Consider the following 26,767-nt stretch of genomic DNA (forward strand, 5'->3'; position numbering starts at 1 on the left):
GTGCCTTCCCCCTCTGGCTTCTCAGTTTTGTAAGTGGGAGCCGGGCAAGGCCTGAACCTTGCCCGGCAAACGGGTTATTTCTGCGCTGCGGCGCTGTCTTCGATAGCCTGATGTGCTTCCTTGCGGTGTTGCCACCAGTTGCCCAGCAGAAGCAGAATCGGAGCGGCGATGAAGATCGACGACGATGTTGCAATAAAGATACCGAACAGCATGGGCACGGCAAAATTATGAACCGCGCTACCGCCCCAGATAGCCATCGGGAGCATACACAGGAATGTCGTCACCGATGTATAAATACAGCGGACGAGAACCTGATTGATACTCATATCGATGATCTCGCGCAGCGGCTTCGATTTATAAAGACGCATGTTTTCACGCATGCGGTCATAAACCACGACCTTATCGTTTACCGAGTAACCGATAGCGGTCAGAAGCGCTGCGATGGCGGTCAGGTTGAAGTCGAGCTGGAACAGCGCAAAGAAGCCGACCATTTTCGTGGTGTCGAGGACGAGCGTGATGATCGCGCCCATCGCAAAGAACCATTCGAAACGCCACCAGAGATAGATGAGCATGCCCAGCGCCGACAGAATGACGGCGATGAAGCCGGAACGCGCCAGTTCACCGGAAACTTTCGGGCCGACGACTTCCGTACGCTCGATCTTCACGCCGGGGTCGAGTTCGGTCACTGCCTCACGCATCTTGTTGACAGCAACCGTCTGCGCTTCTTCGCCACCGTCCTGACGCTGAACGCGGATCAGAACATCGTTCGGGCTACCGGCAGACTGAAGTGCTACTTCACCAAGCCCCAGCGAACCAAGCTTTTCGCGCAATTGCGCCAGATCGGCTGGTTGCGACGTGACGATTTCGGCCTGAATGCCGCCCTTGAAGTCGATGCCATAATTCAGCCCCGGCTTGAAGAACAGACCAATCGACAGAATAGACAGCACGATCGAGACGCCAATACCGACGAAGCGAGCGTTCATGAAGCTGATATTCGTCTTTTCTGGGACGAACTTCAGGAACGGCTCGATGACGAGTACCTTCAGCTTACGCTTGCGGACGTACCAGGCCATCGCCATACGAACCAGCGTCACATCCGTGAACATGGAGATTGCGATGCCGAGCATCATGGTGATCGCAAAGCCGCGAACCGGACCAGTGCCGAAGGTGAACAGCAGCAAGGTCGAGATCAGGGACGTAACGTTCGCATCCACAATGGTGGAGAAGGCGCTGTGGAAGCCCTTATCCAGCGCGGCCATGGCCCCGAGGCCTCGCCGTGTTTCTTCGCGAATACGTTCGTTGATGAGAATATTGGCGTCAACCGCGATACCGATACCGAGAATGATACCGGCGATACCGGGCAATGTCAGCGTTGCGCCAATAAGGCTCAGGGCGGAGAAGGTGAGCAGGGTGTGGAGCAGCAGCGCCACATTGGCAATCGTACCCCAGACGCCATAAAGGAGCTGGATGAACACTGCGACAAGCACGAAACCGACGATACCGGTGATCAGGCCCATCTTGATAGCATCGCCGCCAAGATCCGGACCAACGGTGCGTTCTTCGATAACGGTCAGCGGAGCAGGCAGGGCGCCAGCCCGCAGCAATGCCGAAAGAACGACCGTATCCTGAACGGTAAAGCTACCGGAAATCTGACCCGAGCCGCCAGTGATCGGTTCACGGATAACCGGTGCGCTCAGTACCTTGCCGTCGAGCACGATTGCAAACGGGCGGTTGACGTTTTTCGTCGTAATGTCCGCGAACTGGCGCGCACCGAGGCTATCGAAACGGAAGGACACGATCGGCTCATTGGTGCGCTGGTCAAAGCCAGCGCGCGCATCGGTGAGACGCTCGCCGGAAAGAGCGATCTGATCCTCGATCGGGTACTTGATATTCGGATCTTTGGAATCCGGCATAATGCTTACGCCCGGAGGCGGAGTATCGTTCGGATTGGCATCGGCGACCATATGGAAGCTCATTTTCGCCGTGCTTCCAAGAAGCTGGCGAAGCTGAGCCGGGTCCTGAAGACCGGGGAGCTGAACGACGATACGATCCGAGCCAACACGCTGGATGGAAGGCTCTGCGACACCGACCTGGTCGACGCGCTGACGGATAATTTCAAGGCTCTGCTGAAGAGCGGCATCAAGACGATAGTTGAAACCTGCTTCGGTAAGGGTCAGGCGTACCTGATTGTCGTTCGAGGCAACGTCTATGTCGTTGATCGCCGTGCCGAAACCGCTGGTATTGACCTGCGAGATCAAGGTACGCAGTGCAGTTTCAGCCTTGGAACGCTGGTCCGCATCAGGGATGGTTACGACGACAGCATCGCCGACAGCACGGATCGACTGCGGTTGGATACGTTCGGCGCGCAGCTTGCTGCGGGCATCGTCAAGCAGGGAGCGCAAACGGTCTTTTTTCAGGCTCGCTGCATCGACTTCAAGCACGAGATATGAACCGCCGCGCAAGTCGAGGCCGAGCGTGACCTGACGCTTCGGGAACCAGGACGGCATCGCGTCAAGGTGCTTTTGAGTGAAGAAGTTGGGCAAGGCGATGATGACGCCGATCACAACGATCAGGCTATACAGCACAACCACCCATTTCGAAGTACGCATGGATTAAGGTTCCGGTTGATATGCCCCAATTGCCACTCGATCAGTAGCTGTGTGGACATTGTTTGTAATGGTGTTCAGGATTGGTAAGGGCCAATCTTCAAGAATGGCGTATTATGCGCTTTTTGGAGGCGCACGGGCAGAGCCAAAATGTCTCTGCAAAACTGTGAGGCGCTGGAAATTCTGGGCCGATTCAGGCGAATTTGCCTTTGGAAAAACAATGGCGACCGCTGCAACAGGCAGCGCTGCTCCGGTGCCGTCGAGATAAGCCGCCTTGATTTTGGCAGCCATGGCTTCGATCAGAATCGCCCGCATAGGCTGCGGCGAGGGGGAGGACTGCTGGCGAACAGGCGTCGCCGGACTGCCTTCAATCTGTCTTGCCACGACGCCGCCGGACTGACCGCGAGCGACGTCTTCGCCAAGCGTTGAAAAGTCCACGGCAAACAGAAAGGCCGTAAACGACAGAACGCACGTGACGAACAGCATGAAACCACGCTGTTTGTGCTGTTCCGTGTTTTTCATGCCCTTCATCAAATCGCTGAGACTTTCTTTAGAGTCTATCCGTGGAGTTGAGCCAGCTTTTCACACTCATTGCGAATCCTCATTAATCATTTGTGTTCGCACGAACAAGGAAATACTGGCATCAAGGCCTGTCTTATACGTTATGGGTCCGCTTCCCGCGCGTTATGAAATCTTGTAAGGAGCCACGCCTTGCATCCGTTTTAGGGCGCTTTATGTTGAAACCATGTCTTGTTTAACGGCAGAATTGAATTGGCATATTCATCGACGTTTCGTGTTCTTGCATTTTCTCTTCTGATAAGCGTCCTGTCGCTGGGCAGCATTACGCCTGTCTTCGCCCAGGACAACAAACCATCAACGACACAATCCGCACCGGCTGCAGCACCGCAGAGCGATTCATCGCAGCAGGCGCCGGCCGCCGCTGATCAGCAAAAGGCGTCTGCGCCCGTTTCCGGTGTCGTGCAACAGCAAAAACCGGTCATCAATGATCTGAAGCAGCAGACGAAGCGGATCAGCGATCAACTCCCGAAGGCTGCTTCGAACGATGAAACGCTGGCCAATCTCAAGCTTCAGCTCGACTCTCTATCAAAGAAGCTTCTGGACACAGGTGTAGCATTTCGTCCCCGCCTCAGTGAAATCAACACACGGCTGGAGCAATTGGGGCCGGCACCCTCCGGCGATCAGCCGACGGAACCGGCAATCGTCAGTGAAGAACGCGCCCGTCTGACCGCTGAAAAGGCAGAAATAAATGCTGTCGTCGGCGAGACCGAAGACACGTCGCTTTCCGTCAATCAGATGTCCGCAAAAATCGGCGACATGCGCCGGGACCTCTTTACAAGGACGCTATCCCAGCGCGTGAACATCGACACGACGCTTGGCACGGAAGTTGCGGTGGCGGCGAGTTCCCAAATGGTTTCGCTCTGGCGTATTGTCCAGTCCTGGTGGCGTTTTGTAAGCACGTTCAAGCTCAATTCATTTCTTGCTGCCGCCTTTTTTGCGTTCGTTGCTGCATTGGTTATCCAAATAGGTGCGCGGCGGGTTCTCGGCACGCTCTACCAGCGTGATCCATCGGTCGAGTCGCCATCCTATCTAAGCCGTCTTTCGGTCGCGTTCTGGTCTACGGTGATACCGTCGGCAGCGGTTGGTGTTTTTCTGGCGACAACCTACTTCTTTATGAATTATTTCAATGTGTTGAGAACAGATATAGCGGCTTTGTTCCAATCATTGTTTCTTGTGCTGGGGCTTGTTTTCTTCATTCACAGACTGGCGTCTGCGTGTATCAGTTCGGATATGCCGCAGTGGCGGCTGGTTCCGGTTGCACCGCGTCCGGGACGTGTGTTGAACTGGCTGATAACCGGAACCGCACTGACCAGCGGTCTCGATTCCTTCTTCGGGAAGGTCAATCAGATTTTGTCGTCGCCCTTGTCGCTGACTATGGCGAAAAGCTTGTTGGCCACCGTAATGGTCGGTGTTCTCATTCTGGCGATTGCATTTTTGAAGCCTGTTGAGCGTGAGAAGGATGGTGTTGTTCGTTCATGGCCACGCGCATTCAGAACATTTCTCATCATATTGGGGCTTTTGCCCATTCTGACTGCGGTTTTCGGCTATATCGGCATGGCACGTTTCATATCGCAGCAGATCGTGGTCACAGGCGCATTTCTCGTTACCATGTACATGGGTTTCTTGACGGGGCGAGCGATCTCCGAGGAACAAGCATTCGCATCCAGTCAGATCGGCAAGGCAATGCGGGTGCGTTTTCATTTCGACGACGCAACCCTTGATCAGCTTGGGCTTGTGGCAGGCATTTTGATCAATCTCGTCGTGGCGCTGATTGGCATTCCGCTGGTTCTCATGCAGCTCGGCTTTCAGTGGGCTGAACTGAAAAGCACTTTCTATCAGTTGATGACCGGCTTTCAGATCGGCAATATTTCGATCTCTCTCATGGGTCTGCTGACTGGCGTATTGCTGTTCGTTATCGGCTATCTGCTGACGCGGTGGTTCCAGAACTGGCTCGACAACAGTGTCATGGCGCGGGGCCGCGTCGATTCTGGCGTTCGCAATTCGATCCGTACGGTCATAGGCTATGTAGGGCTTTGTCTCGCGGCGCTGATGGGCGTATCTGCAGCCGGGTTCAACATGTCCAATCTGGCACTGATCGCTGGTGGCCTGTCTCTCGGTATCGGTTTTGGTCTCCAGAATATCGTCCAGAATTTTGTTTCCGGCCTTATTCTTCTCGCGGAACGCCCATTCAAAGTTGGCGACTGGGTGGAAGCCGGTACGGTCAGCGGTATCGTCAAGAAGATCAGCGTGCGCGCGACAGAAGTGGAAACCTTCCAGAAGCAGTCGATCATCGTGCCGAATTCGACGCTCATCAACGGTAATGTCGGCAACTGGACTCATCGCAACAAGCTGGGACGCATCGATATCAATGTGCAGGCTTCGTATACGGAAGAACCGCGCAGAGTACACGGACTGCTCCTTGAGATCGTTCGCGGGCACCCGTCAATATTGAAGAACCCGGAGCCGTTCGTCGCATTTCAGAGCATGAACGATTCACTGATGGTTTTTGATATCTACGCCTATGTGGCAGACATCACATCGACCGGCGGTATCAAGAATGAGCTGAGGTTCCAGATTGTCGAACGCTTCCATGAGGAAGGGTTGCACTTGTCGTCGTCTACGACCGATTTGGTACTCAGCGTTCCGGAAATCGAAAAGCTCTCCAGCGTGATACAGAGGGAAAAAGAGCATTCCTCTGCTGCCAGGAAGAAAAAGGCAGCTACGGAAACGCCGGAAGCCAAGGACGATGCCGACGACCGGGCTTGATGGGCATTTCGTTCAGTTACAGTTCAGTTTTGTCTGCTTATAAATGCGATGACAGAGGGCAATAGTGCTCATGCGACATCGGACATATCGCGGCGGGAGCGATGGAAAGGTCGGGACGGTATGAACAGAAATCAGGTCAACAATCTGGGTAAGCTTGTTCTTGGTGCAGCAATCGGTTTTGCAACCATGGTCGACGGCGCTTTTGCGGCTCAAATTTCCAACAATGACAGCGGTCCTCAGACGATTGTGGTCACGGAAGGCGCTTCCAAGCGGGAAATGATCGTCGCGCCCGGCGAGACCGTCGAATTCTGCGCTTCTGGCTGCTTCGTGACTTTTCCAAACGGCGACCGTGAAGCGTTGACTGGCGACGAAACGATTACCCTCAGCGGTGGCAAGGCCACGCTGAAATAAGATCGCCGAACTGTTGTATTAAAAAAGCCGGGCGAAATGCCCGGCTTTTTGCTGCTGTATAGTTTTTCAGCTACGCGGTTTCAGGTTTTCCGGGTCATAAAGCGGCTTGTAGCCAACCGAGGCGACCTCAACCGGATAGGTTTCGCCGAAATACTCGACGGCGAGCTTGCGCCCTTCCTGACAATGGCTCCATGGCAGATAGGCAAGCGCAATGTTTTTCCCGATGGTTGGACCGAAAGCCACCGATGAGGTGAATGAGCGACGGCCAAGCTCATCGACCAGTGTTTCGCCGGTTTCGGGCTCCATGACCGGCATGATGCCGACGGGATAACGGGCCACGCCTTTCGAGTCGATATTGTCGGTCATGACCAGCGTGCAGAGCATGGCGGGCTGATGCTCACGAGCGCGATATTCGACATGCCTGGCCTTGCCGCGGAAATCGGCTTCCTTGACCTTCGGGCGTGCGAGATCGGCCTCAAGGAGATTGTACTCCGTCAGCAGATCGGCGTTCTGAAGGCGCAGGCTCTTTTCCATGCGGCGGGTATTGGCATAGGTTTCGACGCCGACGGCAATCGTACCCGTAGATCGCAACGCATCCCAGACGGCAAGGCCATCTTCATAGCGCATGTGCAATTCCCAGCCTTGTTCGCCGACATAGGAAATGCGGAAGGCGGTTACGTCCTTGCCCATGATCCTGATCGGTTTGATGGCTGCGAAGGGGAAGTTTTCCGGATCAAGCCCTTCCGGATTTTCGACGACCTTCTTGAGATTTTCGCGGGCATTCGGACCCCATATGCCGATGGTGACGTATTTCTCCGTCACATCGGTGATGGTGACATCAAAGCCCTTATCCTCGACCACGCGACGCATGTAATGGAAATCGCGCGGACCTGCATCGGCACCGTTGATCATGCGGATGCGGTCAGCCATGCGGATTGCCGTGAAGTCGGCGCGCACCATGCCTTCATCATCGAGGAAGTGGGTATAGATGCCCTTGCCGATATTGGCATCGCCACCGATCTTGGCTGCACAAAGCCATTCCATCAGCTCGACATGGTCCGGACCTTCGATGTCTACCATCGCGAAATGCGAGAGATTGATGATGCCGCAATTTTCAGTCAGTTCGAGATGTTCGGCATTGGAAACGCGCCAGAAGTGGCGATTGTCCCATTCGTTTTCGCGCACCGGAACGCGATTGCCGTATTTTTCCAGCAGGTGCTCGTTGGCGGCATAGCCATGCGCGCGCTCCCAGCCGCCGAGTTCCATGAAATGGCCGCCAAGCTCTACTTCGCGCTCATAGAATGGTGAACGCCTGATATTGCGCCCCTTGGAAAAAGGCTCGCGGGGGTGAACAGCCGGATTATAGACCTTCATTGCCGTTTCCGTACAGCGATCCCAGATGAACTGCTCGGTCATCTGGTGCGGATAGAAACGCGAATAGTCGATGGCGTGATGGTCGATGGATGTGCGGCCGTCGGTCATCCAGTCGGCAATGAGCTTGCCCATGCCGGGGCCGTCCTTGACCCAGATGGCGACCGCATACCACAGACCGCGCACCTTCTGGCTTTCGCCCATGGATGGGCCGCCATCGGTCGTGACTTGCAGGAAGCCGTTGAAGGAGTGGCTTTCATTGTAGCCGAGCTCGCCCAGAATAGGTGTCAGCTCGATTGCGCGCTCTAGCGGTTCCAGAATCTGGTCCATCTCAAGATCGCGCTGCGATGGTGAGAGACGTGCTTCATGCTTTTCCAGAAGGTCACGCGGATGGCACAAGCGCGGGTTCTTTTCTTCGTAATAGCCCCATTCGATCTGGCCGCCTTCTGCGGTCTTCGGGTCGCCGGTATCGCGCATATAGGCAGAGTTACCCTGATCGCGCATGAGCGGCCAGCCGATTTCCTTTCCGGTGCCCTCAAACTCGTTATAGGGACCAAAGAATGTCAGCGGATGGTCGATTGGCATGACCGGCAGGTCTTCACCGACCATTTCGGCGATGAGACGTCCCCACAGGCCTGCGCAGATAATGACATAATCCGCTTCGATGGTGCCGCGATGTGTGACCACACCCTTGATACGGCCGTTTTCGACGATCAGCGACTGGGCAGGGGTATTGGCAAAGCTCTGCAGCTTGCCTGCGGCTTCTGCCTGATCGATCAGCTTGCCAGCGACAGTTTGCGAACGCGGGATGACAAGGCCGGCATCCGGGTCCCAAAGGCCGCCTTGAACCAGGCTTTCCTCGATGAGCGGGAACTTTTCCTTAATCTCTGCCGGTTCCATCAGACGGGCACGGGTACCGAATGCCTTGCCTGACGCAACCTTGCGCTTGATTTCGTCCATGCGGGCGTCGTCACCAACGCGCGCCACCTCGATGCCGCCGACGCGGGCGTAATGGCCCATCTTTTCATAGAAGTCGATAGAGTAGAGCGTCGTCCAGCAGGATAGAAAGTCGTGGCTCGTCGCATAGCAGAAATCCGATGCGTGGGCGGTCGAACCGATATCGGTCGGAATACCCGACTTGTCGATGCCGACGATATCGTCCCAGCCACGCTCGATCAGATGGTGTGCAACCGATGCGCCGACGATACCGCCAAGCCCGACAATCACAACTTTCGCCTTTTTAGGAAACTCTGCCATTTTATGCGTCCCTGGAGCATTTCCAGCAAAAGTGCGAAGCGGTTTTGCGTCGGATAATGCGTGAAAAAAATGGATAGAGCGGTTCCAACGATTCCGTATTAACTGGAACTGCTCTAGTTGGTATTTGACAAAACCATAGTCGTTGGCTGGTCGCGACATTTGCCTTTATACGACATATTCGCAGCGTCAGACGACTGCATCGCAGCTTCTGGAAATCCCGACAGGTCGAGCATGGGCTATCCTGTTCGCGACATGCCTCCCGATCCGAGGTTTGCACACCGTTCGACCTATGGAGCTGATTCCGGAAAAGTCTGTATGGTTTTGATTTTATTTCGGAAGATAACAGAGATGGGACTGCTCCGTTCAAGGTGCAGCTCCACCTTTCTTCGGTGTTGTGCTCAAGCGGCGATGAGCATTTTGCGGTCTGCTCGTTCCTGTTGTGGTGATCGTCCGTATAGCTCTCGATAGCATTTGGAAAAATGCGACGCCGATACGAAGCCGCAGGCAACGGCGACTTCGACCACAGGCATGGATGATTGCAACAGCAGATGTCGCGCTCGATCCAGACGAATTTCGAGGTAATAGCGTGCCGGCGACCGACCCATCTCCTGGCGGAAAAGGCGCTCCACCTGACGGCGCGACAGGCCAATCGTATGGGCCACATTGATCAGTGCCTGCGGCTCTGAAAGATTGGCTTCCATCATCTCGATAATGGTCAGCACCTTTGAGTTCTGAATTCCGAGCCGGGCACGCAGCGGTAGACGCTGGCGATCCTGCGGGCTGCGGACACGGTCTGTCAGGGCCTGCTCACAGATCTTGTTGACCAGAGTGGCGTCGAAATCGTCCCCGATCAGCTTCAGCATCATATCGAGAGAGGCTGTTCCACCTGCACAGGTGTAAAGGTTGCCATCGACCTCAAAGAGATCGGCATAGACCTCAGCCTTTGGGAATGCCTCTGAAAAGCCCGGAAGATTTTCCCAGTGAATTGCGCAGCGTTTTCCAGATAGAAGCCCGGCTGCCGCCAGTATATGAGCACCTGTACAAAGTCCACCGACCGCCACGCCGCGATTATATTCCTCGCGTAGCCATGCGAAGACCGACTTGTTACGGAATTCCTCGACATAGACGCCGGAACAGACAAACACCATTGACGGGCGCTGTTCGCGCTGCAGAAAGCGTCGCTCGTCTTCCAGCGATGCATTGACTGCACATTCCACACCATTGGATGCTGTCACCGGCTTTCCATCTACCGATGTCAAGCGCCATCGATAGGCGTCGTAACCCAGCATCCGATTTGCAATGCGCAATGGCTCGATAGCCGTTGCGAACGCAATCATCGAAAAGTTTGGAACCAGGAAAAAGACAATAGACCGCTTAACCGATGAAGCCTGGATCATAGCCCGACCGTTCCCATTTTCGAAAGCCTCGGCTGCGGTTCCCGACGCAGCTAAAGCCTTGTGTCTCCGTCACGACTCCGGGTGGTTTTGGGCCCGGTTTTTCCCGGTCGCTTTCAGACCGGCAACCTTGCTGCGTTAGCCCTGTTTCACAGGGGGAGGGCGATGGCGCAAACAAGATAGTGTTCTATTGAGACACAGAACGGGAAGGTTGCACAGTGCGGCTAAATGCCTGCCGCGAAAAGGTATTTTTATGTCGGGAAATTGAGGGCGGATCCCATGATCGCCCTCAATTGGCGTCACTGCCCACGCTTGAACTCTGCCGTGTTTTTGGCGATTCCCGGTAGACGATCGTCCACGTTCGGCCAGCCGATATCGTGCAGTATGTGCTCAGGTAGCGATTCCAGCACACGACGGCTGCGTCTCACACGGCGTTGGTAAGACCAGGATTCGACCTGTTTTTGCACTTTGGAGTAAAATTCCAACAGCCATGATGGCACGTTCGTGACGGATGAAGTTGACGTGAAGTGAACGACTGTTGCCCGACCGTTGGGAGCGGATTGGCATTGAACGGTCATTTTCTTTCTCCTCATTTGGAAAGTTCAGTTGATACGCTCGCTGCAGCTTTGCTTGTTCGTGTTTTAAATGTGCATCCCACTTGACGTTCAATCAAACGAAATATAGAAAGGATTAAGATCAGAAAATTTGAACAATGAGCAGAAAAACGGAGTCCGTCATGACAGCGCCCGTTCAACACCCCCTCCCAATGCTCGATATTGATGTGCTCCGCACATTTGTGGCGATTGCCGATACGGGAAGTTTTTCTTCTGCGGCGAATGCTGTGTTCCGCACACCTTCCGCCGTTTCGATGCAGATCAAGAAACTGGAAGAACAGATTGGTGTTGCGGTTTTCGATCGTGATGCGCGTTCGGTTACGCTTACGAGCGACGGTGAGGTCCTTCTCGGATATGCACGTCGTCTTTTGGCTCTCAATCGAGAGGCCGTATCGAAGTTCGTCGCGCCTACCGTTACCGGCGTGGTGCGCCTCGGCTCGCCGGACGATATTGGCGAATGTGTTTTGCCGCTTGTTCTCAAGCGCTTTGCGGAAACCCATCCGGGCGTAACGGTTGATGTGGTGATCGATCAGAGCAGTAACCTGCGCAAGCGGCTCGATGAGAGACGGCTCGATGTCACGCTGATCAACATATCTCATACGATATTGAACAAGGGTGATGTGGAGGTTCTACTGGACGAAGAACTCGTCTGGGCCGGTGCCAAGTGTGGCACGGCTTATCGTCGGGAACCTCTGCCTCTTTCTATTTGGGAAGAAGGGTGCGCCTGGCGTGGCAGTGCGCTTGAAGCGCTTGAGACCAGCGGTCGCCCTTACCGTATTGCCTATATGAGTTCGCATTCGACAGGACAGAGGGCCGCGATCATGGCCGATCTTGCGATCGCGCCGTTTGGTAAAACTCTCTTGAGCGATGGGATTGTTGCTCTGGGGCCGGAACATGGTTTGCCCGCTCTGGGGCGTTATCAGCTTGGCATGGTTGTGAAGCCGGAAGCCGGGCCGCATATTCAGGTCGTTGCCGACCATTTGCGAAGTGTGTTCGAGGGCTATCGTCGCTCCGGTCGGTTTGAGGCTTTTCGCTCTAGCTGACAGCAGATCACAGTTTATTGGGATTGGAACTAATGCATTCTCTTGCCAGCGAAAAACGCTGCGCTAGATTTCTTTTGTGACAGCCGAATGAATCGGCTTCACCGCCAGATGCCGGGCAGGGCTTCTTGTGTGGCGGAGGCATAACTGGTTTGAATAGATTTGGAACTCTATGCGTCTGTCTCTTTAAAAACGACAGAATCGCGCATCCCATTGGAGAGACTGTCATGAAGCTGACCCGACTTGTCCCAATTGCTATTGTTCTCTGCGCATTCACGCTTGCGTCCTGCGCAAATACTGTTCGCGGCGTTGGTCGCGACGTGAAGGGCACCGCCCATGCGGTTCAAGAAACCGTGGAATAAGAGAGCAGACGGCCCGGGTTTTCCCGGGCCTTTTCATTACGGTACCAGAAAATAGCTGACGGTGACGTGCTTGTCTGGCCACGTTTTGTATTCAATGTCCGTGGTGACGATGCCATCTTGAGGCACCGCGATGTTCGCATTTTGCAAAAGCCTTGCAATGCGCTCATTGGGTGTAGCTCCACCAAACCACAGGACGAGTACGGGCGGCGTCAAATGGGCTCTGACGTCCGGCGTTTCAGGATGCACGACATATAAGGATGCATCAAACAATCTGAAATTGCCCGGTATCTGAGCGTTGTCCGTCAGGATCGTCTTGAACGGGCCTTTCGCCTGTACCTCTTCATAGAAATGCCGATAGTCGAGCTGGCCGTAAGGCGGAGAGTTGGAGCCATAGGTTAGATAATAGCTCAATACTGGCGGGACGATCAGGGCGACGACGGCGCTCACAGCAGCGTAGTCAATCAAAGCTCTGTTTCCGGTCCGATAACGTGCCAAAAGGCTGGCCATGAGTGCCGGAGTGAGGAACAGGACTGGCTGCAGCCAGCGGTCCTTCACGTTATTCGCGCCAGTCACGACAACGCCAACGAGAACAATAATCAACCCGACCAGGATCAGAAGGCGCAGAAACTTCTCGCCGGTGGTAAGGGGCACCGACGGTGCAGTTTTCTTCTTCCAGTGAATGATTGCGATAATACCCGCGATCGCAAGAGCGAGGATAGCGAACAGAAACGCTGCCTCTATCAGGCTTTCGACACCCATCAGCCGATCATAGAGAACATTGCCGGAAGCGCCGATTTCGAATTTGTTCGCGCGTGCCATGACACTCGATTTGTGCGCAAACATCCAAAGTGCGGTCGGTCCAAAGCAGACCGCAAATGCCAGGATCGTAACGAAGCTCAGTTTGGAGAGCAGTATCCGGCGATATTCGGGAATGAGAAGTCCCGTCACGATCAGCATGATCAGGAAGAATGAGGCATTGAACTTGCCGAGAATGGCTGCCGCCATGGCAACGCCCAGCGCGGCGGCGGAAACGGTGTTGCGCGTGCGCATATGCCAGGCGAAAGCTAAAAACGCCCAGCCACAGCCCGCCGTGCCCGCAACAGAATGCGTCAGCGCACGCTGCGATTCCCATCCGATTTGCGGAATAAGAAACAATCCGAGCATGCTGGCCGAGGCAACAATACGCGAGAAGCCCAACAGCCTCATTGCGCCGTAAACGCTCAGGAACAGACTTGCAAGGATGCTGAACTTCACGATCTGGAGTGTAAGCATCGACGTGCCCAGCACTGACGCCGCCAGATTGGTAATCCATGTATAAAGAGGGGGCTGAGATCCACCATAGCCCCAGTCCAGATAACCGATATTGGCCAGTTGTTCGGCATCATCGAGGCCAGCGCCGTTGGAAACGACGGTGACGAGAATGGTTTGAAGCGCGAAATAGCACAGCACGAAAATTGCAGCCAAAGGCAGGCCGAAAAGCTTCCTGTCGGCAGTAGAAGCAGCGGTGGCTGATCGTTGTGCGGTCAAACTCATTGCCCTGAATAAAAATCGCCTGCGTGGCAGGCTTCATTGGAAGCAGTCTGCATTTCACAGGATTATGTCCGGATTTCAATCGGACTGCTCAAAAAGCTTTGTAACAAAGGCGTGTAATTGTGCATTCCCTTGAGATCAAGGGCAACCGGCCAAATTCAGGCAACTGTTTGCAGGCTGAAATGGCAAAAACCGCGCTGCCAGAGGTGCACGGTTTTGCCAATTACGCATGGCATCTCCGCCGAACAATACACTGGCGGGATATACTGAGCTCCGGTACGCAGTACCAGATCCGGAGCGTCGAGCCGGGTAAACCCGTCTCGTGCTCCTTTCTAGCTCAACATCGTTACCGTACGGTTATCAGAGACTTAAGCAAATCTAAACAATGCAAGTTTTTTGCGTGGGCAATTGTTTACTCGGTCCCGGATTTGGCGCGCAGGTAGTTGATGATACCAGAAAAGTCTTCGCCGCCATGCCCTTCGCCATCAAAAAGACTGTAAAGTTTCTGTGCGTGCGCTCCGAGCGGTGTTTCGGCGCCGGCGCTTTGGGCTGCTTCCTGCGAGAGTTTGAGATCTTTTAGCATCAAAGCAGCAGCAAAACCGGGTTTGTAGTCCCGATTCGCCGGTGATGTCGGAACTGGGCCTGGAACTGGGCAGTAAGTCGTCAACGACCAGCATTGCCCCGACGACGTCGAAGCCACGTCGAAGAGCGCCTGATGTGACAGGCCGAGCTTTTCAGCCAGAACGAATGCCTCGCTGACACCGATCATCGATATGCCCAGAATCATGTTGTTGCATATCTTGGCAGCCTGTCCGGCACCGTCGCCACCGCAATGAACAATCTTTCCGGCCATGGGCTGCAAGACCGGTTCTCCGCGTTTGAACGCATCGTCACTGCCACCGGCCATGAAGGTCAGTGTGCCTGCGGAAGCACCGCCGGTGCCGCCCGAAACGGGGGCGTCGATGGAAAGATGCCCGTGGCTCGCTGCCAGCTCATGTGCCTTGCGCGCTGAGTCTACGTCGATTGTCGAGCAGTCGATGAAAAGTGAGTCTTTTCGAGCGTTTGGCGCAATGTCTTCATAGACGGAGAGGACGTGCTTTCCCGCTGGTAGCATGGTGATCACCACGTCGACATCAGCCACCGCATCCAATGCGCTCGCAGCGATCGAGAGACCATTTGCTTTCGCCTCTTCGAGGTGCTGTGGCAAAAGGTCAAAGCCGCGGACGGTGTGACCAGCTTTCACGAGATTTGCAGCCATCGGGCCGCCCATATTGCCAAGGCCGATAAATGCTATTGTGGCCATATTGAATTCCTCCCTTGGCGGTTGTTAACTTGGAGCACGCTCCAAACTCAACGTCCGATCATCTGGCGTGCGATAATGACACGCATGATCTCGTTCGTGCCTTCCAGAATTTGATGCACGCGCAGATCGCGGACGATTTTTTCGATTCCGTATTCATGAAGATAGCCATAGCCGCCAAAGAGCTGCAGTGCTTCATTCGCCACGTCGAACCCCTTATCGGTGACGAAGCGTTTGGCCATGGCCGACCACTTACCAGCATCGTGGGTCTTGCGATCCAGCTTGCTTGCTGCGGCGTAAAGAAGGAGGCGCGAGGCCGAGAGTTCAGTTTCCATGTCGGCGAGGCGGAATTGCAATGCCTGAAAACGATCGATTGTCTGGCCGAAGGCCTTGCGTTGGCTGCAATATTCCAGTGCCTTGTCGAGCGCCGATTGCGCGCCGCCGAGCGAGCAGGCAGCAATGTTGAGGCGGCCACCATCAAGCCCTGCCATTGCTATTCGAAAACCTGACCCTTCTTCGCCGAGAAGATTTCCAATCGGGACGCGGCAATTGTCGAAATTGACGGTTCTCGTCGGTTGTGCGTTCCAGCCCATCTTGAATTCGTTGGCACCAAAAGAAAGGCCGGGTGCATCTTTTGGCACAACGATGGTGGAAATTCCCTTGGGGCCGTCCTCGCCGGTACGCACCATCGTCACATAAGCATCCGTGGCACCCGCACCGGAAATGAACTGTTTGGAACCGTTGAGGACATAGTGGTCGCCATCGCGTGTGGCGCGCGTCCTGAGTGCCGCTGCATCCGAACCGGATCCGGGCTCAGTCAAGCAGTAGCTGGCAAGCGATTCCATAGATGCGAGTTTCGGTAGAAAGCGCTGACGTTGCTCCTCATTGCCATATGTATCGATCATCCATGCGGCCATGTTGTGAATGGAAACGAAGGCCGAGAATGAAGGGCATGCAGTTGCCAGAGCTTCAAAAATAAGCACGGCATCCAGCCGGTTTAGCGCCGATCCGCCGACATCTTCGCGCACATAAATGCCACCCATGCCGAGTGGTCCCGTCTCGCGCAGGATATCAATAGGAAAGTGCTTGTCACGATCCCATTGCAAAGCCTGCGGGGCGACACGATCACTGGCGAAGCCCCGCGCCATATCCTGAATGGCAAGCTGATCTTCGTTCAGCTCGAACTGGTTCTGGTCGGCAGCATCCATGGTTTCCTCCCCGTAGCACTGCACTTCGTCACCGGACTAGATCATACCCCTGTGAGACTGCCAACGCTCCATTGGAATAATGTTGCTCACATTTGTAATAAACTGATGCGCATTTTTGCATAGACGGTGGCTGGATGAGGCTCCGTTGCCAGCGAGTTCAGTTTAAGCTACGCAGCAGTCCATGACACGCGCAATCATGTTTCAGGGAACGGGTTCGGACGTCGGCAAAAGTGTTCTTGTTGCCGGACTATGCCGTGCTGCACGTAATCGTGGTCTCAACGTTCGCCCTTTCAAGCCGCAGAACATGTCCAACAATGCAGCAGTCAGCGACGGTGGCGGTGAAATAGGTCGGGCCCAGTGGCTGCAGGCTTTTGCTTGCGGTGTGCCATCTTCCGTCCATATGAACCCGGTGCTCCTGAAGCCGCAGACAGACATGGGCAGTCAGATCGTCGTGCAGGGCCGAGTGCGGGGTGAAGCGCGCGGACGTTATTACCAGGAACTAAAACCGCAGCTCATGGCGGCAGTCATGGAATCCTTCGCCAAGGTCAGCGAAGGCGCGGACCTTGTGCTGGTGGAAGGGGCAGGGTCACCTGCAGAAATCAATCTGCGTGCTGGCGACATCGCCAATATGGGGTTTGCCACGCAGGCCGGCGTTCCCGTGGTTCTGGTCGGTGACATAGACAGAGGTGGTGTGATCGCGTCCCTTGTCGGCACCCATACTATTTTGTCCGAGCAAGACCGCGCGATGGTTCGTGGTTTTCTCATTAATAAGTTCCGGGGCGATATTTCTCTTTTCGATGACGGGCTCACTGCCATTACCCAATTTACCGGCTGGCGCTCGTTTGGCGTGGTTTCGTGGCTGAAAGCGGTATCGCGATTACCTGCTGAGGATTCGGTCGTTCTTGAACGGGCTACGCGCGGAGACAAGAAGTCGCTCGTGGTTGCAGTGCCGATGCTGCCACGTATCGCCAATTTCGATGATCTGGATCCGTTGAAAGCCGAACCTGACGTCGAGGTGGTCATGGTGCCGCCGGGTTCCAGTATCCCGGACGATACAGGTCTTGTCATTCTGCCCGGAACCAAATCAACGATCGCCGACTTGCTGGCATTTCGCGACAATGGCTGGGATCGAGAACTGGCTGCCCATGTCAGAGGAGGTGGCCATGTGCTGGGCATCTGCGGCGGGTTCCAGATGCTTGGTCGTCATATCAGCGACCCTGCCGGTATTGAGGGGCATATACGCGATATTCAAGGGCTTGGACTTCTGGATGTCGAAACCCTGATGGAGCCTGAAAAAGTGGTCCGCAATGTGGAGGCAACCTCGCTTCTCCATAATACGCCGCTGGAAGGCTATGAGATTCATATCGGGCGTACGACTGGACCGGATGTGGCGAGGCCCTTTGCGCGTATTGCCGGGCATGACGACGGAGCGATATCGCCGGACGGGCGCATCATGGGAACCTATCTTCATGGTGTTTTCAACACAGACGAGTTCCGCAGGCGATTTCTGGAGAGCCTTGGCGTACGCGGCAGCTCAGTGAACTACCGCGCTGGTGTCGAGGCCGCACTGGATGAACTGGCCGGGGAGCTGGAAACCTGTCTTGATATTGATGCGTTGTTTAACTTGAGGTGAAAATCAGTTCCACGTCCGATACGTGTCGGCTACGATTGACGCCGATGGGCCGAAAGCCTAGTGTTGGAACCATGCAACAGGTTTTGCCGGGACGAATCCCGGTAATACCAAAAGGGAATGCGACGGACGGACCCATGCCGGGCGTCTTTATCGCAGCCGACCCCGCGACTGTAGAGCGGAGAGGGATGAGGCAAGCCGGGCAACCGGTGGCCACTGGGAGTTTGAAACTTCTGGGAAGGTAGCTTCAATCCTTACGACCCGTGAGCCAGGAGACCTGCCTGTTGCGTGAGGGCATTGAGCCTGAACCCCATGGGAGGTTTTTCCCTGCTGCCTGCACGGAGGTTGTCATGGCTGCACGTACTCAAAATTCTGTTTCCAGCACACTTGCAATGCCGCTCGCTGCCCGTCTGGGCACGGCTGTCGTTTCACTGCTTCTCGGCGCGTTCCTGATTTATGGCGTGGGGCTTGCCCATTCCGACGCGCTGCACGATTCGGCACATGACACGCGTCATTCCTATGGTTTTCCCTGCCACTGAGCAGTCGACCATCTTTCGGAATTGAATAAGCAAGGCTCGATGGTGGATGGCCATCGGCGCGAAATTGCTATTGAGGGACAGAAATGTTGATCCGTTATTTATTGGCGACGCTTGCCGCCGGTCTTCTGGCCGGGCTGCTGGTTACTCCCGCCATGTATTTGAAGACCGTGCCTTTGATCCTACAGGCCGAAACCTATGAAGAGGCTGGCGGTGGCCATAGCCATGGTGAAGCGGAAGCCGCACCACACGATCATGGTGCCGCTGCCGCAGATGCGGAAGAAGAAGGGGCTGAACTGCCATTTGGGCGGCTGGGTAATACGCTTCTTGCCAATCTTGTTGCCGGAGCCGGTTTTGCCCTCCTGCTGGGCGGCGTAGCCTTGCTTCTCGGTCGCCGCATTACAATGCAGAATGGTATTTATTGGGGTATTGCGGGCTTCTTTGCGGTCGCGTTTCTGCCTGCATTGGGATTATCGCCGGAACTACCGGCAATGCCTGCCGCTGATCTAGCCGAACGTCAGCTCTGGTGGATTGCAACCGTGGTGCTCAGCGGTCTGGGGCTCTATCTCATCATGTTGCGCCAGGAAATCTGGGCAAAGATCCTTGGGCTGGTGCTGATCGTGGCGCCGCATCTCTATGGCGCACCGCATCCGGAAGATACTTCATCGCCGATTCCGTCGTTGCTTGCTTCGCAATATGCAGTCGCATCGCTGGCGACTAACCTGTTCATGTGGGCGGTGATCGGCCTCGCACTCGGCTGGTTCATCCAGCACTATGCATCGTCCGAGATTGAAGGTTGATGAAAATGGCTTCGCCGGGAAAATCGGTTCTGGTCCTCGGCGGAGCCCGTTCGGGCAAGTCGTCATATGCCGAAAAGATGGTTGAGACATCGGGGCTTAAACCACTCTATCTGGCAACAGGACGCGCTTTCGACAAGGAAATGGAAAGCCGCATTGCCATTCACCGCGACCGACGTGGTTCTGAATGGCAGACGGTGGAGGAGCCGCTTGATCTGGTCGGTGCACTTGGATTGCACGCTGCCGAGGATCGGTTCGTTCTGGTCGATTGCCTGACCTTGTGGCTGACCAATCTGATGATGGCTGAACGAGATATAGCGACCGAGACCGCGAGTCTTGTTGCCCTCTTTCCGGACCTTGCTGGACCTGTGGTTTTTGTTTCGAACGAAGTTGGACTTGGGATCGTGCCGGAAAATCGCATGGCACGGGAATTTCGCGATCATGCAGGCTTTATGCATCAGGCAGTGGCCGCGGTTGCGGATGAAGTTTATTTCATGGCGGCAGGGCTGCCGCTCAAGATGAAGGGATAAATCGATGCAGGGACAGAAAATTCCCGCGACAGTCATTACGGGTTTTCTTGGCTCGGGCAAAACGACGATGATCCGCAACCTGCTGGAAAACGCCAACGGAAAACGCATCGCGTTGATCATCAATGAGTTTGGTGATCTCGGTGTTGATGGCGGTATTCTGAAAGGTTGCGGTATCGAGGCCTGCCGCGAAGAAGATGTGATCGAGCTCAACAATGGCTGCATCTGCTGCACCGTTGCCGATGATTTCATTCCGACCATGACCAAGCTTCTGGATCGCGCTGATCGTCCCGATCATATCGTGATCGAGACCTCCGGTCTGGCATTGCCGCAGCCACTCGTCGCCGCATTCAACTGGCCGGAAATCAAGACGCAGGTAACAGTCGACGGTGTGGTAACCGTGATTGATGCGGCAGCCGTCGCCGAAGGCCGTTTTGCTGATGACCACGACAAGGTTGATGCACAGCGGGCAGCGGACGAATCTCTTGATCATGAAAGCCCCTTAGAGGAACTTTTTGAAGATCAGATTCATGCAGCCGATCTGATTGTCCTCAACAAGGCCGATCTGATTGACGCTTCAATGCTTGACGGTGTTAAGGCCGATGTGGCCGAGCGTTCGTCGCGCCGGGTGAACATGGTTCCTGCGAGCTTTGGCAAACTTGGAGCTGATGTTTTGCTCGGCCTTGGCGTTGGCACTGAAGACGACATCGCCAACCGCAAATCCCACCATGAAATCCATCATGCAGATGGACATGAGCACGATCATGACGAGTTCGAGAGCTTCGTGGTCGAAGCTGGCTCTGTGACCGATCCCAAGCTATTCACGGAAAAGCTGAAAGCAGTCATTGCAGAGCACGATATCCTTCGTTTGAAGGGCTTTGTCGATGTGCCGGGTAAGCCGATGCGTCTGGTCGTGCAGGCAGTCGGCCCACGCATCGAGCATTATTTCGACCGTCCATGGGGCAAGGATGAAGCGCGCTCCACGCGACTGGTTGTGATCGGGTTGCATGACATCGATGAAGCAGCCATCGCCAAGGCAGTGAAAGACGCTGTCTGACCGATGCATCTTCTTCTTGCCCAGAAAGGAACAATCAGCGACGGCAATGAAGCCGTCGATCTCGGCCAAACGCCGGGAGAGATATTGTTCCTTTCCGCCGCTGATACCGAACTTGCCAGTCTGGCGCAGGCGCATAAGCTTGCGCCAGGCCTACCGAGTCTACGGCTGGCCAATTTCCTGAGCCTTACCCATCCCATGTCGGTTGACGCCTATGTGGAGCGCACCGCCAGATATGCCAAGCTTATCGTTGTGCGCATCATTGGTGGCGAGACCTATTGGCCTTACGGGCTGGAAGCACTGCATGCATGTGCCGTCAATCACGGTATCAAGATTGCCGTGTTGCCGGGAGACGACAAGCCTGATCACGGGCTGGACCGGTTTTCGACTATATCCGCCCATGAACGAAATGAACTTTGGCAGTATCTGATCGAGGGCGGTGCGGCGAATACCGGCGCATTCCTTCACTATTGCGCTGCGCTGATTTCAGGTTCCGAGAAGCCGGAAAGTGCAGCACCGCTGCTCAAGGCTGGTCTGTGGTGGCCGGGAGAGCATGTCTCCTCGCTGGACAGCATCGGCTCGCACTGGAGCGATGCAAAAGCACCTGTGGCTGGAATCATCTTTTATCGGGCGCTGGTGCAGAGCGGACAAACGCAGCCCGTCGATGCGCTGATTGCTGCTTTGCAGGCGAAAGGCCTCAATCCGCTTCCGATATTCGTTTCGAGCCTCAAGGATCGATTGTCGGCGGCGGTCGTCGATGGTCTGTTCGAGGATTGTCCGCCGGATATCGTTTTGAATGCTACTGGATTTGCGATTTCTTCGCCGGGCGCTGAGCGGAAGCCCACCGTGCTGGACAAGCGCAGCAATATGGTGCTGCAGGTGATTTTCTCCGGCACGCCGAAGGCGGTTTGGGAAACCTCACAGCAGGGCTTGCTGGCGCGCGATCTGGCGATGAATGTCGCTTTGCCCGAAGTGGACGGGCGCGTGCTTTCGCGCGCTGTTTCCTTCAAGTCGGCAAAACAGTTCGACGCGGCAGTGGAAACGAATATCGTAACCCACGAGCCACATGAAAACCGCGTGGGCTTTGTGGTGGAACTCGCTGCAAACTGGGTGCGGTTGAAGCGAAAATCACCCGATGAAAGGCGTGTCGCACTTATCCTCGCCAATTATCCGAACCGCGACGGGCGGCTTGGAAACGGGGTAGGGCTCGATACGCCAGCCGGAACGGTCGAAGTACTGCACGCCATGGCGAAGGGCGGGTATCCCGTCGCTGACCTGCCCGTGGACGGTGATGCATTGATGCGTGCCTTGACGGCAGGCCCGACCAACGCTGCGCGTGACGGGCGCGAGATACGCGAAACGATTTCACTGAATCAATACAAGGCTTTCTTTGAAAGACTTCCCATTGCGATTCAGAAGGAAATCGAAGGCCGCTGGGGTGCGCCGGAAAATGACCCTTATTTTGCGCAGGAGCTTGTCGCTTTCGCATTGCCATTGATGCGGCTGGGTGAAACCTTCGTGGGCATTCAGCCCGCGCGCGGCTACAACATCGACCCGAAAGAGACTTATCACTCGCCCGATCTGGTGCCGCCGCACGGCTATATTGCTTTCTATGCTTTTCTGCGTGAGGCCGCAGGCATTGATGCGATTGTGCATATGGGCAAACATGGCAATCTGGAATGGTTGCCGGGGAAGGCGCTCGCGCTGTCCGAAAACTGCTATCCCGAGGCCGTGCTCGGTCCTACACCGCATATCTATCCTTTCATCGTAAATGATCCGGGTGAGGGCACGCAGGCTAAGCGTCGCGCCAGTGCGGTTATTATCGATCACTTGACGCCGCCGCTGACACGCGCCGAAAGTTATGGGCCGCTGAAAGACCTCGAAGCGCTGGTAGACGAATATTACGAAGCCTCCGGAGTCGATCCGCGCCGCCTGCTCAGATTGAAAGGACAGATACTCGATCTTGTGCGCGACATCGGGCTTGATCGCGATGCGGGCATTCACGACCATGATGATGAAGACATGGCGCTGCAAAAGCTCGACGCCTATCTCTGCGATCTCAAGGAAATGCAGATACGCGACGGTCTGCATATTTTCGGGCTGGCGCCTGAAGGCAGGTTGCTGACCGATCTTCTGGTTGCTTTGGCGCGTGTGCCGCGTGGTGTTCCGGTTTCGCTTGGTGGTGCACCGGGAGATCAAAGTCTCCAGCGTGCAATCGCTGCGGATTGCGGGCTTGGCGACACATTCGATCCACTGGACTGCAATATGGCAGAGGCGTGGACGGGTGCCAAACCGGAACTCTTGAGCGCCGCGAGCCCTGCAACATGGCGCATTGCGGGCGATACGGTGGAGCGTATCGAATTGCTGGCGGCCAGCCTTGTTGCAGGCAAAATAAAATGCCCCGCAGACTGGTCACAGACGCGGGCGGTTCTCCAGTCCATAGAGGAGCATCTGCGCCCCATGGTGGTTTCCTGCGGGCCTTCGGAGATAGATGGGTTTCTTGCCGCACTTGGCGGGCGGTTTGTGCCGCCGGGACCATCCGGTGCGCCAACGCGTGGTCGTCCCGATGTACTGCCAACCGGTCGCAATTTCTTCTCCACCGATAGTCGGGCCGTTCCCACTCCGGCGGCTTGGGAACTTGGACGCAAATCGGCGGAACTCCTGATTACCCGTTATACGCAGGATCATGGCGAATGGCCGACATCGTTTGGCCTGACCGCGTGGGGCACATCGAATATGCGCACTGGCGGCGATGACATCGCGCAGGCCCTGGCGCTGATCGGCGTCAAACCGGTCTGGGATATGGCGTCACGCCGGGTAACCGGATATGAAATTGTTCCGATTGCAAAACTTGGCCGTCCACGTGTCGATGTGACATTGCGCATTTCCGGTTTCTTCCGCGACGCGTTTCCGGAACAGATTGCGCTGTTCGACAAGGCCGTGCGCTCAGTCGGGGCTCTCGATGAAGATGCCGAGGACAATCCAATCGCAGTGCGCATGCGGATTGAGCAGACGCGTCTCGTTGCAGACGGGGCAGACGAAAAGACAGCGGAGCGGCGTGCGGGCTATCGTGTCTTCGGGTCCAAACCTGGCGCTTACGGAGCGGGCTTGCAGGCCTTGATCGACGAGAACGGCTGGACCGGGCGCAACGATCTGGCGGAAGCCTGGCTTGTGTGGGGCGGTTACGCCTATGGTGCAGGTGAGGAAGGGCAGGCAGAACGCGGCCTTCTGGAGGAACGGCTGCGTTCGGTTCAGGCTGTTGTGCAAAATCAGGACAATCGCGAACACGACCTTCTTGATAGCGATGATTACTACCAGTTCGAAGGCGGGATGGCTGCGACCGTTGAAAGCTTGAGCGGCGCAATGCCTGCCGTCTATCACAACGACCACTCCCGCCCGGAAAAGCCCGTGATCCGGGCATTGGAAGAAGAACTTTCACGCGTCGTACGTGGGCGCGCAGCCAATCCGAAGTGGATCGCAGGCGTCATGCGCCACGGCTATAAAGGTGCGGCAGAGATTGCGGCAACTGTCGACTATCTGTTCGCCTTCGCGGCGACCACCGGCAAGGTCGGGAACCATCATTTCGAGGCGGTCTATCAGGCTTATATCGCCGATAAGTCGGTGCATGATTTCATGGCCGAGAAAAACCCGGCAGCACTTGCCGAGACGGCAGCCAAACTCAACGATGCTATCTTGCGCGGCTTCTGGACGCCTCGCTCTAACTCTGCGCGGTTCGAGCTGGAAACATTGAGCTCAAATCTTCAAAAATTGAATCCGGAAAGGGCGGTAAATGGCTGAGAAATCGGAAAAACTTCTTTCGATGACGGAAGAGGAATTGAATGCACGCCATGCGGACAAGATGCGCAAGAAGAAAGCCGCCCGCGACAAGATTCAGGCGACAAAGACTGAAGAAAAAGGGCTGGTGATCGTCCATACCGGTAAAGGCAAGGGCAAGTCGACCGCCGGTTTCGGGATGGTTTTCCGTGCGCTGGGCCACGGAATGAAGATCGGCGTCGTGCAGTTCGTCAAGGGGTCGTGGGATACGGGTGAACGCTGGGTGCTCGAAAAATTCCCCGAGCAGGTGACGATTTCAGCGCTGGGCGAAGGCTTCACCTGGGAAACACAGGATCGCACGCGAGATATCGCCATGGCGCGTGGAGCATGGGAACAAGCCAAAGCCATGATTATGGATGAAAGCTACGATATGGTGCTCTGCGACGAGCTGAATATCGTGCTTCGCTACGATTACCTGCCGGTCGAGGAAGTGATCGAAGTTCTCAAAGCCAAGCCGGAGATGAAGCATGTCATCATTACCGGCCGCAATGCCAAGGACGAGCTGATCGAAGCGGCAGACCTTGTGACCGAGATGGAGATGATAAAGCATCCGTTCCGCTCAGGTGTGAAGGCGCAGAAAGGCATTGAATTCTAGTTTTTCTTTTGCGCATTATCCTGCGCAAAACCGTTTCACACTTTTGCTGGAAATGCTTCAATGGTGGATAGCTGGCAATTCTGGGCGCTGATGTCGGCGGTTTTTGCCGCGCTGACGGCGATCTTCGCCAAGATAGGCATTCAGGGCATCAATTCGGATTTTGCCACGCTCGTGCGCACGCTGGTTATCATCGGCGCTTTGTGCCTGTTCCTGACCGTTACCGGCCAATGGCAGAAGCCGGGCGAAATTTCCGGAAGATCGTGGCTGTTTCTGGTGCTTTCAGGGCTGGCCACTGGCGCGTCGTGGCTTGCCTATTTCCGGGCCTTGCAGATCGGTGACGCATCGCGCGTCGCACCGATCGACAAGTTGTCGGTCGTGCTGGTGGCTCTGTTCGGTGCGGCGTTCCTTGGCGAACGGATGTCGACCATCAACTGGTTTGGCATTCTGCTGATCGGCTGTGGCGTGGTGCTGGTTGCGCTTCGGGTTTAGAAACCAACCCACTGGCGCAGTGGATTGGTTCCGTCCATCAGAAGGCGAACTGCCAGCGCCAGGCTGACAACGATCAAAAGCGGCTTGATGATGCGCGAGCCGACCTTCATGGCGAGGCTTGCGCCGATCTGCGCGCCGATGAACTGGGCTACGCCCATGCAGATGCCGATCTTCCAGTTGATGACACCGACCGCGGCAAAGGTTGCGAAGCCGCCGATATTGGATGCACAGTTGAGAAGCTTCGTGTGCGCCGTGGCTTTCAGCACACCGAAACCGGCAAGTGCCACGAAAGCGAGCATGAAGAACGATCCGGTTCCGGGGCCGAAGAGACCGTCGTAAAAACCGATCAGCGGAACAAGCGTTACGCCGAAAAGAAACGGGCCGATGCGTCGTGTGCGGTCGACATCGCCGAGACTCGGTTTGATGGCAAAATAGACCGCAATCGCGATGAGAAGGATCGGCAACGCTGTGCGCATGATGTCGACCGGCAGAACCGTTGCGAGTAATGCGCCGAACACTGAGCCGACGAGCGATGCAAGGGCTTCGGGCCACTGTTCCTTGATATTGACGTGTCCTTTTCGCGCATAGGCGATGGTTGCCGATGATGAACCGAACAGACCTTGCAGCTTGTTCGTGCCCAGCGCTTCAACGGGTGGAATTCCGGCCAGCAACAAGGCGGGGATTGTAATCATTCCGCCGCCGCCGGCGATGGAATCGATGATCCCGGCAATGAATGCCGCCGCCGTCAGGAGCAGGGTAAGCGTGTCGAAGAATTCAAGCATCGGGGGAGCCTAAAGGAGAGGTTGGCGCAACATAGAGCAGTGGCTGGGTGAACGCCAGTCGAACAATAATAATCTGTAAAGAAAG

21 protein-coding genes and 1 riboswitch are annotated in these 26,767 nt (G+C 55.6%); of the genes, 12 read left to right on the forward strand and 9 right to left on the reverse strand.

The features are described 5' to 3' along the window. Positions 1 to 74: 74 nt before the first annotated feature. Positions 75 to 2,609: a protein translocase subunit SecD gene (secD, locus tag ACYSN1_RS17850; RefSeq protein ID WP_461726913.1), complete on the reverse strand. Its 2,535-nt coding sequence runs from the start codon at positions 2,607 to 2,609 to the stop codon at positions 75 to 77. 111 nt (positions 2,610 to 2,720) lie between these two features. Further along, positions 2,721 to 3,137 carry a hypothetical protein gene (locus ACYSN1_RS17855; protein ID WP_461726914.1) on the reverse strand — a complete coding sequence of 139 codons (417 nt, stop codon included), beginning with the start codon at positions 3,135 to 3,137 and terminating at the stop codon, positions 2,721 to 2,723. Between the two features lie 240 nt (positions 3,138 to 3,377). Here ACYSN1_RS17855 and ACYSN1_RS17860 point away from each other — a divergent pair, with 240 nt between their 5' ends. Further along, entirely contained in the window at positions 3,378 to 5,951 is a 2,574-nt protein-coding gene (locus ACYSN1_RS17860) for a mechanosensitive ion channel domain-containing protein (RefSeq protein ID WP_461726915.1), read from the forward strand. Between the two features lie 120 nt (positions 5,952 to 6,071). Next, complete coding sequence (locus tag ACYSN1_RS17865) at positions 6,072 to 6,362, forward strand: hypothetical protein (protein WP_461726916.1); 291 nt, start codon at positions 6,072 to 6,074, stop codon at positions 6,360 to 6,362. Between the two features lie 66 nt (positions 6,363 to 6,428). Here the strand turns inward: ACYSN1_RS17865 and ACYSN1_RS17870 are convergent, their stop codons facing one another. The 3 genes from ACYSN1_RS17870 to ACYSN1_RS17880 form a co-directional block, all read right to left on the reverse strand. Next, positions 6,429 to 8,990 carry a GcvT family protein gene (locus ACYSN1_RS17870; RefSeq protein WP_461726917.1) on the reverse strand — a complete coding sequence of 854 codons (2,562 nt, stop codon included), beginning with the start codon at positions 8,988 to 8,990 and terminating at the stop codon, positions 6,429 to 6,431. A 398-nt stretch (positions 8,991 to 9,388) separates the two neighbouring features. After that, the gene (locus ACYSN1_RS17875) at positions 9,389 to 10,387 is read right to left on the reverse strand and encodes a GlxA family transcriptional regulator (RefSeq protein ID WP_461726918.1); all 999 of its coding nucleotides are present in this window, start codon (positions 10,385 to 10,387) and stop codon (positions 9,389 to 9,391) included. Between the two features lie 296 nt (positions 10,388 to 10,683). Continuing rightward, positions 10,684 to 10,962, reverse strand: coding sequence for a DUF1127 domain-containing protein (locus tag ACYSN1_RS17880; protein ID WP_461726919.1), 279 nt, complete (start codon positions 10,960 to 10,962; stop codon positions 10,684 to 10,686). Positions 10,963 to 11,120: 158 nt separating this feature from the next. Here ACYSN1_RS17880 and ACYSN1_RS17885 point away from each other — a divergent pair, with 158 nt between their 5' ends. Then, on the forward strand, positions 11,121 to 12,041 hold the full coding sequence (locus ACYSN1_RS17885) for a LysR family transcriptional regulator (RefSeq protein WP_461726920.1): 921 nt from the start codon (positions 11,121 to 11,123) through the stop codon (positions 12,039 to 12,041). A 224-nt stretch (positions 12,042 to 12,265) separates the two neighbouring features. After that, on the forward strand, positions 12,266 to 12,400 hold the full coding sequence (locus ACYSN1_RS17890) for an entericidin EcnAB (RefSeq protein WP_461726921.1): 135 nt from the start codon (positions 12,266 to 12,268) through the stop codon (positions 12,398 to 12,400). Between the two features lie 36 nt (positions 12,401 to 12,436). On the opposite strand, the gene ACYSN1_RS17895 is transcribed toward ACYSN1_RS17890, so the two are convergent. From ACYSN1_RS17895 to ACYSN1_RS17905, 3 genes are all read right to left on the reverse strand, one after another. After that, on the reverse strand, positions 12,437 to 13,933 hold the full coding sequence (locus ACYSN1_RS17895) for an ArnT family glycosyltransferase (RefSeq protein WP_461726922.1): 1,497 nt from the start codon (positions 13,931 to 13,933) through the stop codon (positions 12,437 to 12,439). Positions 13,934 to 14,342: 409 nt separating this feature from the next. Next, entirely contained in the window at positions 14,343 to 15,233 is an 891-nt protein-coding gene (gene mmsB / locus ACYSN1_RS17900) for a 3-hydroxyisobutyrate dehydrogenase (RefSeq protein WP_461726923.1), read from the reverse strand. Between the two features lie 47 nt (positions 15,234 to 15,280). Beyond that, a complete protein-coding gene (locus tag ACYSN1_RS17905; protein ID WP_461726924.1) occupies positions 15,281 to 16,438 on the reverse strand; it encodes an isobutyryl-CoA dehydrogenase in 1,158 nt (385 codons plus the stop codon). A 181-nt stretch (positions 16,439 to 16,619) separates the two neighbouring features. Here ACYSN1_RS17905 and ACYSN1_RS17910 point away from each other — a divergent pair, with 181 nt between their 5' ends. The 8 genes from ACYSN1_RS17910 (at position 16,620) to ACYSN1_RS17945 (ending at position 25,900) form a co-directional block, all read left to right on the forward strand. Next, complete coding sequence (locus tag ACYSN1_RS17910; RefSeq protein ID WP_461726925.1) at positions 16,620 to 18,071, forward strand: cobyric acid synthase; 1,452 nt, start codon at positions 16,620 to 16,622, stop codon at positions 18,069 to 18,071. A gap of 61 nt (positions 18,072 to 18,132) precedes the next feature. After that, a riboswitch (cobalamin riboswitch) is annotated at positions 18,133 to 18,367 on the forward strand. Positions 18,368 to 18,418: 51 nt separating this feature from the next. Then, entirely contained in the window at positions 18,419 to 18,607 is a 189-nt protein-coding gene (locus tag ACYSN1_RS17915; RefSeq protein WP_140022176.1) for a CbtB domain-containing protein, read from the forward strand. Positions 18,608 to 18,690: 83 nt separating this feature from the next. Next, the gene (locus tag ACYSN1_RS17920; RefSeq protein WP_461726926.1) at positions 18,691 to 19,404 is read left to right on the forward strand and encodes a CbtA family protein; all 714 of its coding nucleotides are present in this window, start codon (positions 18,691 to 18,693) and stop codon (positions 19,402 to 19,404) included. Positions 19,405 to 19,409: 5 nt separating this feature from the next. Further along, the gene (gene cobU, locus ACYSN1_RS17925; RefSeq protein ID WP_461726927.1) at positions 19,410 to 19,931 is read left to right on the forward strand and encodes a bifunctional adenosylcobinamide kinase/adenosylcobinamide-phosphate guanylyltransferase; all 522 of its coding nucleotides are present in this window, start codon (positions 19,410 to 19,412) and stop codon (positions 19,929 to 19,931) included. Between the two features lie 4 nt (positions 19,932 to 19,935). Then, a complete protein-coding gene (gene cobW, locus ACYSN1_RS17930) occupies positions 19,936 to 20,985 on the forward strand; it encodes a cobalamin biosynthesis protein CobW (protein WP_461726928.1) in 1,050 nt (349 codons plus the stop codon). Positions 20,986 to 20,988: 3 nt separating this feature from the next. Beyond that, the gene (gene cobN / locus ACYSN1_RS17935) at positions 20,989 to 24,780 is read left to right on the forward strand and encodes a cobaltochelatase subunit CobN (RefSeq protein ID WP_461726929.1); all 3,792 of its coding nucleotides are present in this window, start codon (positions 20,989 to 20,991) and stop codon (positions 24,778 to 24,780) included. Beyond that, positions 24,773 to 25,411, forward strand: a complete 639-nt coding sequence (gene cobO / locus ACYSN1_RS17940) for a cob(I)yrinic acid a,c-diamide adenosyltransferase (RefSeq protein WP_461726930.1) — start codon at positions 24,773 to 24,775, stop codon at positions 25,409 to 25,411. The genes cobN and cobO overlap by 8 nt, the downstream gene beginning before the upstream one ends. Positions 25,412 to 25,471: 60 nt before the next feature. Further along, on the forward strand, positions 25,472 to 25,900 hold the full coding sequence (locus tag ACYSN1_RS17945) for an EamA family transporter (protein WP_176038129.1): 429 nt from the start codon (positions 25,472 to 25,474) through the stop codon (positions 25,898 to 25,900). Here ACYSN1_RS17945 and ACYSN1_RS17950 read toward each other — a convergent pair. After that, positions 25,897 to 26,682 carry a TSUP family transporter gene (locus ACYSN1_RS17950; RefSeq protein WP_461726931.1) on the reverse strand — a complete coding sequence of 262 codons (786 nt, stop codon included), beginning with the start codon at positions 26,680 to 26,682 and terminating at the stop codon, positions 25,897 to 25,899. The genes ACYSN1_RS17945 and ACYSN1_RS17950 overlap by 4 nt on opposite strands. Between the last annotated feature and the right edge of the window lie 85 nt (positions 26,683 to 26,767).

It is taken from the genome of Brucella sp. LJL56 (assembly GCF_054871705.1).